Consider the following 13,380-nt stretch of genomic DNA (forward strand, 5'->3'; position numbering starts at 1 on the left):
ATAAATTTATTGATAATCTGCTGATTATCTTATCATGCAATAATGACTTATTATTCTTTTTTGCCCAAATTAGGGTTATTCAACGCCTCTGCCTGAAGCAACTTAGCTTTACGCTCAATCCCCCAACGATAACCTGATAATTCACCATTTTGTCGAATAACACGATGACACGGAATAGCAACTGCTAGCTTATTAGCCGCACAGGCATTAGCGACAGCACGATATGCCTTAGGTGCTCCAATTTTATCGGCAATCTCCTGGTAAGTCATCGTGCTTCCAAAAGGAATATCTAATAATGCCCGCCAAACTTTCTGTTGAAATACAGTACCTTGGATATCAAGAGGTAAAGATAAGGGTTGTTTGGGTAACTCAATAAAGCCGATAACTTGTGCAATGACTTGCTCAAATTCTTCATTCGCACCAATTAATTCAGCCAGAGGGAATTGTTTTTGTAAATCGTCTAATAGCAACGCCGCATCATCACCTAACATAATGGCACAAATCCCCTTTTCACTTTGCGCCACAAGAATACTTCCTAAAGAACACTGCGCGATAGCAAAAAAGATAGCAATATTCTTACCTCCTGTACGCCAATTCATTGGTGTCATACCTAATATTGCTTTTGCATTTTCATAGAAACGACTATTAGCATTGAAGCCAGATTGATAAATCGCATCTGTAATACTGCCATCTTGAACTAACGCCTTTTTTATTAATTTTTGACGATAAGCATTAGCATAATCTTTTGGAGTGATCCCCATCGTTGATTTAAATAAGCGATGGAAATGATATGGGCTTGCCATCACATGCTCTGCAATACTGGTTAGCGACACGTCACCGTTATTTTTTTCAATAAAACGGCAGGCTTGCTCAATAAGTTGATTATGTTTATTTTCCATTATGGTAGTCCTTTAAATGCAGAATTATAGCCATTAGTAACAAAATATAATGAATAAAGAACTCCGTTTATTGCTCAATTACTCTGGTTCTTTAGATAATGCCCATAGATAAAGCGATGCCGTAGAACCATAGGGTGAATAGCGTTTTCGATAGCGTGCAAAGCGTACTTTATCTAATGTTTTATGACGATAAAGACGCATAATTCCACGTTGAATAGCTAAATCTCCCCAACTTAAAATATCTGGCCGATTAAGCGAAGAGATTAATAGCATTTCTGCAGTCCAAACCCCAATACCTTTTAATTGAATTAAAGTATCGATAACTTCTTTATCTGTCATATCAGGAATTTTATTTAAATTTAGTTTTTCTGAAATAATTGCGTCCGCAATACCGATAATATAACCGGCTTTGCGCATAGTCATTCCACACTGCTGTATCTCTTGTTCTGATAATTTTGCAATACGTTCTGGTGTGTAAAGCCCTTCACATAATTTGAGTAATCGCAGATTAACGGTTACGGCAGCAGAAACTGAAATTTGTTGTTCAATAATGTTTTTAACTAATGCTGTAAATAAATCAGGAGTAAGAGGCCGTTTAATATCTCCTATTCTTTCAATAAGCGCGGCTAAACGCTTATCACGATTTTTTAAAGTATTTATCTCTTTCTCGCCATATTGAAAATACATAGCTATCTCATATTAAAATATACTAGATGACAGTATAACTTGAGAAATAAGGTATTATGCACTCCATTTCTTGCTTTTTTATTTTCAGTTATTAAAAATAATTATGGAAAAAACCATTATTAAAAACAGCTGATTTATTAAAAGAAGGACCTAAAGATATAAATGAACTTGCAAAAAAACGAATTCAATTCCTTATGTTCTAAATAGAATATTAAGAATATTAGCATCTGAAAGTATATTTATGAATCGGAAGGTTCTCGCTATTCTCTTGCTCCAGCAAACAAAATGATTAAAACAGAAACATACAACTCAATATTAGAGGCTGTATTAAATAATTTATTGAAATGATCATTTATTTTTAGCTAAAAAAAACCACTTTTTAAAGTGGCTTTTTTGTTTAATAAAATCATGCAGTTAATGCCAGCTTTGCACCAAAAAGCAAGAACACAGCACCAATACAACTATTTGATAATGAAGCTAACCGTTTGTTATGTTTTACTTTATTGGTAATTGCAACACCGCCAAAAATAAGGACTGATAAATAAAGCATACTGCATATTTCTAAAATAACACCTAATACAAAGAATGGTATACCTGCATTTTCATACTTAGGATCGATAAACTGAATAAAGAAAGAAACATAAAAAATGATCATTTTTGGGTTAAGCATGCTCAAAAATAACGCCTTAACATAAAGACCATCTTTTGCTTTTACTGTAACTTCAGTGACTTGCTCTGGTGTCTCATTTTTCTTTTGAAACGTTGTATATAACGTTTTTAATCCTAAATAGGTTAAGTAAAGAGCACCTGCATACTTAATAATAATAAAGAAAACGGGTGAAGTCTTGACTAATGAAGCAACCCCCAAAAATGCCAAAAAGATTAATAATGCATCACCCGTAAAAACACCAAGAGCGGCTTTATACCCCCCTTTTACGCCATGCTTCGCACTGGAAGTAAGAACGAAAATCGAGTTTGGACCTGGTACTAAGGTAATAAAAATAACGCCTAAAAGGTATGTCCAAATATTTGAAATACCGATACTTTCTAACATACGACGCCTTTTTCAAAAAAATAACATGCTGAATATGTGAGCCATCATATCCATAATAATATTTTTGTAAAACAATAATCTTTATAATTAATAAAGATAAGTTAATTACTCCATCTTTCAATATAAAAAGCAGTTTATAACTCTTTTTTTATTTTATTTTTTAGAGTTAAAAACCAGTTTAAATATGCGTTATAGTATGATGCTGAAATTAAATTTTCTACAGATTTAATAATCACCTAAAAACTAATATATAGAATTATAATCTGTATTTTTGGTTATAATTGGATGTAATATTCTATTGTTTGTTTTTTGTTATGGTTTATTATTCTTTTTGTGATCTTGAACCTATGTACTACTTTTAAAACTAAAACAATCTCACCTATTACATTGATAATAGTGATGAACATCACCCTGAACGTATTGTATGCCATGTATAAACGATTTTTTATGATAATTTTATGCAAACAGGTAAACTAACAATAAAACAGTTAGTGAAAGGTCTATGCCTAAAGATCAAATGCTAATTATTGGAGAAATATCTCCTTATCTGAGGGGATATATTGTTACTATGCACGCTATCGTGACATTGTCACCTTTATTTTACAAATGCGTTGCACAACACGCATTTACAAAAAGCGGAACCTTTATTAACGCCATATCGCGTATCACGACTCAGCTAGAGAACCATTATGGATGCACAACTGTATAAAGAATTTAAAATAGTAGAAAAAGCTTTTTGGTCAGAAATTTGTGAAAACAATATTCGTATTGGTGATCATACTCATTGCTTTATGACACCTATGGATGCTGCCATTTTTAACTTTATTTATCTACGCCAAGGCGCAACAGAAAGCTCATTTCAGCAAGCCAGCATCCTTTTTACTTCACAGAAAAAAGACCATATTTTGGTATTACCAGAGACATTATTACCTGAATTTGAAGGAATAATAAAAAATGCAGGTTATACTGGTGATGGTATGACAACAGCAATGTATTTAACATTATCGGAAGCAGTATTCCCGTCTTATAGTAATAATCCTTGCGATATTATTTTAACCAATCACAATCTTGAGCAGTGGGCGCGCCCATTAAAAACAGCGTTTCCAGTGGGAGATGATAGTGATGATACGATTGTTAATGAATATATTCGCTATCACCAGAAAGCATTAGATAATGGTGCCACTATTTTCCATTATGCTTTATTAGTTGAAGGTCAACCTGTATCGTCATTAACGCTAACATTACATGATAAATTAGCGCGATTTGACGATATTGGAACCGATATTGCTTATCAAGGCAATGGTTATGCAACTCATTTGATTAAGCATGTGTTAGAGTTTTGTCGTGAGCAAGGTGTAGAACGCTGCTTTTTAGATGCATCAGCAGATGGTTTGGCACTCTATCGTAAATTTGGTTTTAAACCACTCTTTAACTATTTAAGCTTTATTAACAAATAATTTCATAAGAAGGTTCAATCACTCTATTGAGCCTTCTTTTTTAATGCACAAATTTACTTATAAAATACTACACATCTTACTTAACAATATAAAAATTTAACTAATTGATAATTCCATTAATAAACAGTGAACTACCTGCAAAGATCAACATGGCATCCAATAACCATTGAAAAAGTCTTGGTGTTAGTTTTAATACCAGTTTCTTGCCAAGATAATTTCCTACTGTTAAGCCACAACCTACTAATACCCCGCTAATTAAGATAAAGCTATTAACTGCACCAAGTTGGCTAAATGTCAGAGCTTTGGTGAGATAGATAACAAATGAGGCAGCAGCTTCAGTCGCAAGTAATGATCCTAATGTTAGACCATATGCCGAGAATATAGGGATCGTTAATGGTCCTGTGGAAAACACCACTCCCGTTAAATAGCCGATAACAGCACCAGCCATAATAACTTGGTAGGTTTTCATTTGGATTTGATATTTGCGTAGTAAGTGGAGCACGGGGATCATCAAAATGAAGAACAGCCCCATCCCGATATTGAGCCATTTTTCAGGCATAACCCATAATGTATTGGCACCTAAAATAACCGCAGGAATACCAGGTAATAAATAATAAAAAAGTGGCTTAAAACGGATACTATGACGCCATAAGTAAATGCGAGATAAATTTCCCATTACTGAAGCTAATGCCATGATAGGTACGGCTTCCTTGGCACCAAATACATAAGTTAAAGCAGGTATTAATAAAATAGAAGATCCCGTTCCCACAACGCCACTGATTAAGCCAGACAAGATTGCCAATAAAATAACTGCGATAAAACTCATTATCATCCTTAAAGTTCAATAAGTTAAAGACGCTGTATCATACCTATCTTCTTTATTTTTACCTGTGATAAAATGTCACGGTATTGTGAATTTTAATCAGATAGTCGCTTTATTTATGATAAATAAACCATAATGAGAAATTATGATGAGAAATCTTCCTCCACTACCTTCATTGCGTGCTTTCTTAGTCGCTTGTCATAGCCAAAGTTACACTGAAGCCGCACAAACATTATGTGTCACTCATGGAGCAATCAGCCGTCATATCCAAGTTATAGAAAAATGGTTTGGTGTCACTTTATTCAATAAACAAGGTTTGCGTCGAGTCCCCACTCCTTATGCATTGACACTGGCGCAAGAGTTAAGTGATGTTTTTGATAAATTAAATGATATTGGTTTTCGTTATGGTAATGGTGGAAAAAACGATATTTTAAATATCAGTGTTCCTACAACACTTTGTTTAAAATGGCTTATTCCGCGAATGGAGGATTTTTATCTTCAATACCCTAATGCAAATATCCAAATTGCCTCTGCAAATAGTGAACGATTTCATTTGATTAGTCATGATGATCTGATTATTCGCCCTCAACCTCAGCAACAAGAGTATTCATCTGTTGTTTTTTTAGAGGATAAGCATTGTTTAATTGCTTCTGAAAAACTCTTAAGACGTTACAGTGTCACTAAATTTGAAGATATTTTTGACTGTCCTGTTATTGATACGCTTACTCGTCCTGGTCATTGGCAGCAATGGTTAATGGCAACCCATCTTAATACACAACGCTCATTCTTACGTCACTATCGATTTGATCACTTTCATATTTCTCTTCAAGCCATTATTGAAGGATTAGGTCTAGGCATTGGTCCTGTTTCTATTTTATCGAATGAAATAAATAACGGTACTTTAAAAGTATTATTTCCTGATATCCAAATTGCACCGATAAGTTACTACGCTTTAACACCATTAGGAGTACAAAAAAACAAAACACATCTTGATTTTGAACAATGGCTCACCCAACAGAAAAGTTAATAGTTATTAATGAAGCAATTAATTTCTTTTCATAAAAATGGCGATTTAAATCCTATTAATGACACTTTTTAGAACTATCCACCAGCCAATATATTAAGAATACCTAATGATAACTTCTTTTTTTATGAATATCTGAAAAAGCTAATTGTGCTATTTTTATAATTCATACCCCCTCTATACCAAATACATTAAAATTGTTTTAATTCAATTAAATATTGTCAATAAATAAGAAAATTAACCTATATAAATTATTTTAATTTTAAATAATCGGTTATAGACACTTATTGTTTAACTTAAATTAACGTTCTATGCTGATATCTAAATATAAATTTTATTAATTTATTTGCTGACAACGAAGGACGATAAGATGTCTGTAGCTGTAACCAAAAAATCAGTAGAAAAACTAATTAATGGATATGAGCCTGATCCTTTTGCACTTCTTGGTATGCATGAAACATCAGTTGGCTTAGAGGTTCGTGCTTTTTTACCAGATGCAGTTGCAGTTAGTGTTATTGATAGAAAGAATGGACGAAAAGTCGCAACACTAGAGCGCATACACCCCAGTGGTTTTTTTTGTGGAGCGATTCCTCGACGTAAACGTCGTTTTAGTTACTGTTTAGATATAACGTGGGAAAATGCACAAGGTGTTGTTGATGATCCCTATCAATTTGGCATTTTATTGCAAGAAATGGATATTTGGTTTTTAGCACAAGGCCATCACTCCCGCCCTTATCAATGTTTAGGCGCTCACCCTGCCAAATTGGGTGATATTGATGGTATTACTTTTGCTGTATGGGCACCCAACGCAAAAAGCGTAAGCGTTGTAGGCGATTTTTCATTCTGGGATGAACGACGTTTTCCAATGCGACTACGTCGTGAAAGTGGAATGTGGGAGCTTTTCCTTCCCCAAGCGCATCTTGGGGATTGCTATAAATATTCTATCCTTGATGCGAATGGTGAACGTCGTTTAAAAGCAGATCCTTATGCTTTTGAAACACAAATACGCCCTGAAACTGCCTCAATTATCAATACATTACCCCCCATCAAACCAATGCCATTATCGCGTCAGCAGGCGAATCAACGTAATGCACCTATCTCTATTTATGAAGTTCATCTAGGGTCATGGCGCCGACACACTGACGATCAAAGTTGGTTAAGTTATCGTGAACTAGCCGAACAGTTAATTCCCTACGTTAAAGAAATGGGCTTTACCCATATCGAACTATTGCCCATTAATGAGCACCCCTTCGATGGCTCATGGGGATATCAACCGTTAGGGTTATATTCACCAACTCGTCGCTTTGGTTCACCTATGGATTTTCGTGATTTTATCGAAGCAGCTCATCAGGCTGAAATTAATGTCATTTTAGATTGGGTTCCTGGTCATTTTCCCGAAGATGATTATGGTTTACGTAATTTTGATGGCACATCACTCTATGAATATGCAGATAGACGTGAAGGTTTTCATCCCGATTGGAATACGTTGATTTATAACTATGGACGCAATGAAGTACTGAATTACCTTTCAGGCAATTTATTGTATTGGCATGAACACTTTGCGCTAGATGGCTTTCGTTTCGATGCTGTTGCCTCAATGCTTTATCGTGACTATAGCCGAAAAGAAGGTGAATGGATCCCAAATAAACACGGTGGACGGGAAAACTTAGAAGCCATTGATTTTATTCGTCATACCAACAAGTTATTAGGTGCAACTTGTCCGGGTACGATCACAATTGCAGAAGAATCAACTGATTTCCCAAGTGTTACCTTACCGCCTGATGATGGTGGCTTAGGTTTTAATTACAAATGGAATATGGGTTGGATGCATGACACGTTAGCTTATATGCAACGTGATCCTATTTATCGTAAATACCACCACAATCAAATGACCTTTGGCATGCTCTATGCCTATAACGAAAACTTTGTTTTGCCTCTTTCTCACGACGAATTTGTGCATGGCAAAGGCTCATTGATTGGTCGCATGGTTGGCGATGATTGGCAAAAATTTGCCAATTTACGTGCCTATCTCGGCTTTATGTGGGCTTATCCTGGCAAAAAATTACTCTTTATGGGGTGTGAGTTTGCACAATGGCATGAATGGAACCATGACTGTAGCTTAGATTGGCATCTTCTTGAAGAGCCAAATAGTCCGCATCAAGGTATTCAACATTTTGTGCGAGATTTGAATCTTTCCTACCGAGCTAATGCTCCGCTTTATGAATGTGATTTTGAGCGCGAAGGCTTTGAGTGGCTTACCGTTGATGATCGCGATAACTCTGTTTTTGCTTTTTGTCGTAAAGATACACAAGACAATGAAGTCATTGTCATCAGTAATTTCACGCCTGTTGTGCATCACAATTACGTTGTTGGTGTAAATAAAGCAGGTACATATCGGGAAATTCTCAACAGTGATTCTGAGTTTTATAACGGCAGTAACGTAGGAAACTTAGGTGAAATAGAAACAACCGCAAGTGAATTTAATGGCAAACCTTATTCATTGTCATTGTCGCTGCCTCCGCTTGCGACACTGTATTTAAGATTGAAGGATTAATATGTCTTTAGATTATGGGCGTCCTTTTCCTATGGGGAGTCATTATGATGGCTATGGCGTAAATTTCACACTCTTTAGTGAAAACGCCACTAAAGTCATTCTTTGTCTGTTTGATAAAGCAGGCAAAGAGATCCGCTACCCATTACCGGGTAAAACAGGCGCAATTTGGCATGGATATTTGCCCGGTGCTGGACCTGGGTTACATTATGGTTATCGTGTAGAAGGCGAATGGAACCCTGATCAAGGATTGTTCTATCAACCTCAGCAGCTATTATTAGATCCTTATGCAAAACAAGTGACAGGTATTGTTGACAATACATTACCTTACACCTCTCCTGTTTTTAATGCATTAGAGCATGATGATAGTGCGATTACACCTAAAGCAGTTATTACGGATGATAGCGGTTGCTTTTGCCATTCTTATAAAGAAAAAGGTACTTATCAACCTTTAAATACGCCATGGTCAGAAACTATTATTTACGAAGGACATGTAAAAGGACTGACAAAACTGCATCCTGAAATACCCGAAAATTTACAGGGTACTTATGCAGCATTAGGGCATCCTGCTTTTATTTCACATCTGAAAAAACTAGGTATTACGGCATTAGAATTGCTGCCTATTCAATATCATTTAACAGAGCCACATCTTCATAAAATTGGTTTAAAAAACTATTGGGGCTATAACGTATTAGCGCCTTTCGCTTTATCGACTCAATATTATTCTAATTTAGGTCGGAATATTATTGATGAATTTCGGGAAGCCGTAAGATGCTTACATAAAGCCAATATTGAGGTAATTTTAGATGTGGTATTTAACCATACTGCAGAATTAAGTGATCAATTTGAAGGTTATATTGTTTCGCAACGTGGTATTGATAACCAAAGCTATTATTGGCTAAACGACGAAAACAAAGCTCAAAATTGGACGGGTTGTGGTAATACACTCAATTTAAACCGCCCTGAAACGGTGCAATGGGTGATGGATTGCCTACGCTATTGGGTGACAGAATTTCATATTGATGGTTTTCGTTTTGATTTAGCGACAAGTCTTGGTCGAGTCCCTTATTTTGATACTCAATCACCACTACTAACAGCGATACGACAAGATCCGCTGTTATCTCGTATTAAACTTATTGCGGAGCCTTGGGATTTAGGCTCTGATGGTTATCAAGTTGGTAATTTTCCTGTTCCATTTACAGAATGGAATGATAGCTATCGCGATGTTATTCGTCGTTTTTGGTTGTGGCGTGACGTCTCTATTGCGACATTTGCAGACAATATTACGGGCTCTGCAAAGTTATACCATAAAAACGGTCGGCCTCCCTATTCTAGTATCAATATGATAACGAGCCATGATGGCTTTACACTGCGAGATTTAGTGAGTTATCAGAATAAACATAACGAAGAGAATGGTGAATCAAACCTAGATGGGCATAACACCAATTATAGTGTGAATTTTGGTGAAGAAGGTTTGATAGTTAACGAAAAAACAAATCAACACAGATTGCTTGCAACAAGGAATATGCTGGCAACTTTACTGCTTTCTAGAGGAACCCCTCATTTACTCGCCGGTGATGAAGTGGGGAATACGCAATATGGTAATAATAATGCTTATTGTCAGGATAATAAAGTCAGTTGGATCAAATGGTTTAAACGGCCTTACAACTTAACTGATTACATTCACCATCTCATTGAATTACGTCACCAAATTACACCTTTAAGTTCGCTTAAATGGTGGGAGGAAAATAGCCAAAATATTATTTGGTTAAATCAGAATGCTCAACCTATGAGCCATGAAGATTGGCAACAACTTCCCCCTTCACCATTACAACTTCTTTTCGCTCAACAATGGATCTTAATGTTTAACCCATTAAGAAACAGCATAGTTTTTTCTTTACCTGAAGGGTATTGGTCTTGCTTGCTTGATACGACTAGCTGGCCTGATTGTCATCCGGCTCAATTTGAGCATTGTGAAGTACAACCTAACAGTATCACTCTTTGGCGAAAGCGTGTTTTTTATACTCAGTCTTCTACTAAAAAATTACCCATTATTTCCTCCCAGGTTAAGTGATTTGATTGGAGTGCTATAACTATGATGACTACAGAACAAGGCCAAAAATTAATGTTGGCACAACAACTCCCTAAAGAGGCAATTGCACTCGTTTTAGCGGGAGGTCGTGGTACGCGTTTAAAAGCATTGACTTCAAAACGTGCAAAACCGGCGGTTTTCTTTGGTGGAAAATTTCGAATTATCGATTTTACGTTATCAAATTGTCTTAACTCTGGGATCCGTCGTATTGGTGTAATCACTCAATATCAGTCGCACTCGCTGGTTCAACATATTCAGCGTGGTTGGTCATTTTTCAATGAAGGTATGAATGAGTTCGTTGATTTATTACCCGCTCAGCAACGTCGTAATACTGAACATTGGTATATGGGTACAGCTGATGCTATCTATCAAAATCTCGATATTCTTCGTAACTACCAAGCAAAATATGTCGTAATTTTAGCTGGCGACCATATTTATAAAATGAACTATGCACGTTTATTGCTTGATCATGTTGAACACAAATCAAAATTCACTGTAGCTTGTATTCGTGTTCCTAAAAAAAATGCATTCCAATTTGGTATTATGGATATCGATGAAAATCGTAGAGTACTTAATTTCTTAGAAAAACCATCGAACCCGCCTTGTATTCCTAATGATCCTGAACACTCATTAGCAAGTATGGGTATTTATGTGGTTGATAGAGATTACCTTTTTGATTTATTAGAAGAAGATAGCCGTGATCCAAATTCACACCATGACTTTGGCCAAGATATTATTCCTAAAATCACGGAACGTGGTGATGTTCTTGCGCACCCTTTTGAACTCTCTTGTGTCAGCTCAGACCCTTCAGTTCCTCCCTACTGGCGCGATGTAGGAACCATTGAAGCATATTGGTCTGCTAACCTCGATTTAGCTTCTGTAACACCAGAGCTTGATATGTATGCAAAAGATTGGCCCATCCGCACCTTTATAACCTCTTTACCGCCAGCCAAGTTTGTTCAAGATAATCATGATGAACATGGACAAATGATGAACTCGCTGATTGCTGACGGTTGTATTATCAATGGTTCAACGCTCTATTCATCTGTTCTATTTCCATTAGTTCGCGTTGAATCTTTCTGCCACATTGAAGATTCTGTCATTTTACCTGATGTGACAGTGAACCATCATTGCTATTTAAAACGCTGTATTATTGAACGTAGCTGTACAATTCCAGAAGGTACAGTTATTGGGATGAATGCTGAAGAAGATTCTGCACGTTTCCACCGCACTGAAGAAGGTATCGTGCTTGTAACAAGAGAAATGCTGGAGCAATTAGCACGTAAAGAAAAAGAAAATCCAATAGAAAAAAATGCAGAACAAAAACTTCAAAATGAGGAGGCATTTTCATGAATGTCCTTCACTGTTGTTCTGAATTATTCCCTCTGCTAAAAACAGGGGGATTAGCCGATGTTATGGGTTCTTTGCCTTTAGCGCAGAAAAGGATCGGTTTAGATGCACGGGTTGTTATTCCAGCATTTCCTGCTATCAAAGATAATATTCCCGAACTCAAATTAGTAACTAATATCGATACATTTGCAGGTAATATTTCTCTGCTTTACGGACAATACCGAGGCGTTGATATTTATCTTATTGATGCACCTCATCTTTATCAACGTACAGGTAGTCCTTATCACGATCAACATCAACATGCTTATGATGATAATGTTTTTCGTTTTGCCCTATTAGGTTGGGTTGCCAGTGAACTATCAGCGGGGTTGGATCCTTTATGGCGAGCGGATATTGTTCACGCCCATGATTGGCATGCAGGACTAGCTTGTGCTTATTTAGCGATTAAACATTACTCTGCAAAATCTGTTTTTACTGTTCATAACCTGGCTTATAAAGGTGAGTTTTCACCTTATCATCTGCATCAACTTGAATTACCTGATTACTGTTTTTCAATTAATGGATTGGAATATTACGGACAGATTTCATTCCTAAAAGCAGGCCTCTTTTATGCTAACCATATTACGACTGTCAGCCCAACTTATGCCAAGGAGATAACCACTCACGAATGTGGTTACGGCTTAGAGGGGTTATTGCGTCAACGTGCTTATGAACAGCGATTAAGTGGCATTTTAAATGGTATTGATGAGGAGGTTTGGGATCCCTCAATAGATAGGTTAATTACGCGTCGTTATGATGTTCAAAACCTGAATATGCGTTTAGATAACAAAGCCGTATTACAGAAAAAATGTGGTTTACCTGTCAACAACAATGCCCCTCTTTTTGCGGCTGTAAGTCGCTTAACTTCGCAAAAAGGGCTCGATTTAGTGATTGAAACGCTCCCAGATATCGCTAAACAAGGTGGTCAATTTGTTTTATTAGGTACTGGCGATAGTCATCTTGAAGCAACATTTTTACACGCACAACAACAATATCCGCAAAATGTAGCAGTTCATATTGGCTATGATGAAAGTTTTTCACACCAAATTGTCGCGGGCGCTGATGTAATTATGGTGCCTAGTCGTTTTGAACCTTGTGGGTTAACTCAGTTATATGGCTTGAAATATGGCGCTCTACCTTTAGTGAGACACACTGGTGGATTAGCCGATACGGTTAATGATTGTTCATTAGAAAATTTAGCGCATCACCAAGCTACGGGTTTTGTTTTCTATGATGCGACACCTGATTCTCTACGTCAGGCTATAAATCGTACCTTTACCTTATGGAGTATGCCAAAGCAGTGGAAACAAACTCAAACTAATGGCATGAATCAGACTATTTTTAGTTGGGAAACCGCTGCGAAAACGTATGCAACACTGTATCAACATTTATAGACATGAAGTC

10 protein-coding genes are annotated in these 13,380 nt (G+C 36.5%); 6 read left to right on the top strand and 4 right to left on the bottom strand.

Annotated features, from left to right (window positions below; translation table 11 throughout):
* Nucleotides 1-50: 50 nt before the first annotated feature.
* From ada to leuE, 3 genes are all read right to left on the bottom strand, one after another.
* Entirely contained in the window at nucleotides 51-899 is an 849-nt protein-coding gene (ada, locus tag DK861_RS13410; RefSeq protein ID WP_109400437.1) for a bifunctional DNA-binding transcriptional regulator/O6-methylguanine-DNA methyltransferase Ada, read from the bottom strand.
* 78 nt (nucleotides 900-977) lie between these two features.
* Nucleotides 978-1,586 (bottom strand): DNA-3-methyladenine glycosylase, encoded by a 609-nt coding sequence (locus DK861_RS13415; protein WP_109400438.1) that lies wholly within the window; start codon nucleotides 1,584-1,586, stop codon nucleotides 978-980.
* 406 nt (nucleotides 1,587-1,992) lie between these two features.
* On the bottom strand, nucleotides 1,993-2,640 hold the full coding sequence (gene leuE / locus DK861_RS13420; protein WP_072063941.1) for a leucine efflux protein LeuE: 648 nt from the start codon (nucleotides 2,638-2,640) through the stop codon (nucleotides 1,993-1,995).
* A 689-nt stretch (nucleotides 2,641-3,329) separates the two neighbouring features.
* On the opposite strand from leuE, the gene DK861_RS13425 reads away from it, so the two are divergent.
* The gene (locus DK861_RS13425) at nucleotides 3,330-4,097 is read left to right on the top strand and encodes a GNAT family N-acetyltransferase (protein WP_109400439.1); all 768 of its coding nucleotides are present in this window, start codon (nucleotides 3,330-3,332) and stop codon (nucleotides 4,095-4,097) included.
* A gap of 100 nt (nucleotides 4,098-4,197) precedes the next feature.
* Here DK861_RS13425 and DK861_RS13430 read toward each other — a convergent pair whose 3' ends face one another.
* A complete protein-coding gene (locus DK861_RS13430) occupies nucleotides 4,198-4,923 on the bottom strand; it encodes a sulfite exporter TauE/SafE family protein (protein ID WP_343377238.1) in 726 nt (241 codons plus the stop codon).
* Between the two features lie 142 nt (nucleotides 4,924-5,065).
* On the opposite strand from DK861_RS13430, the gene DK861_RS13435 reads away from it, so the two are divergent.
* From DK861_RS13435 to glgA, 5 genes are all read left to right on the top strand, one after another.
* Nucleotides 5,066-5,947, top strand: coding sequence for a LysR substrate-binding domain-containing protein (locus tag DK861_RS13435; protein ID WP_109400441.1), 882 nt, complete (start codon nucleotides 5,066-5,068; stop codon nucleotides 5,945-5,947).
* Between the two features lie 367 nt (nucleotides 5,948-6,314).
* Nucleotides 6,315-8,498 carry a 1,4-alpha-glucan branching protein GlgB gene (glgB, locus tag DK861_RS13440; RefSeq protein WP_109400442.1) on the top strand — a complete coding sequence of 728 codons (2,184 nt, stop codon included), beginning with the start codon at nucleotides 6,315-6,317 and terminating at the stop codon, nucleotides 8,496-8,498.
* Between the two features lies 1 nt (nucleotide 8,499).
* Nucleotides 8,500-10,569, top strand: a complete 2,070-nt coding sequence (glgX, locus tag DK861_RS13445) for a glycogen debranching protein GlgX (RefSeq protein WP_109400443.1) — start codon at nucleotides 8,500-8,502, stop codon at nucleotides 10,567-10,569.
* A 21-nt stretch (nucleotides 10,570-10,590) separates the two neighbouring features.
* Nucleotides 10,591-11,940 (top strand): glucose-1-phosphate adenylyltransferase, encoded by a 1,350-nt coding sequence (gene glgC / locus DK861_RS13450; RefSeq protein WP_109400444.1) that lies wholly within the window; start codon nucleotides 10,591-10,593, stop codon nucleotides 11,938-11,940.
* Complete coding sequence (gene glgA / locus DK861_RS13455) at nucleotides 11,937-13,370, top strand: glycogen synthase GlgA (protein ID WP_109400445.1); 1,434 nt, start codon at nucleotides 11,937-11,939, stop codon at nucleotides 13,368-13,370. Before glgC ends, glgA begins: the two co-directional genes overlap by 4 nt.
* Nucleotides 13,371-13,380 lie beyond the last annotated feature (10 nt).

The organism is Proteus sp. TJ1640 (assembly GCF_003144445.1).
In the GTDB taxonomy this organism is placed as follows: domain Bacteria; phylum Pseudomonadota; class Gammaproteobacteria; order Enterobacterales; family Enterobacteriaceae; genus Proteus; species Proteus penneri.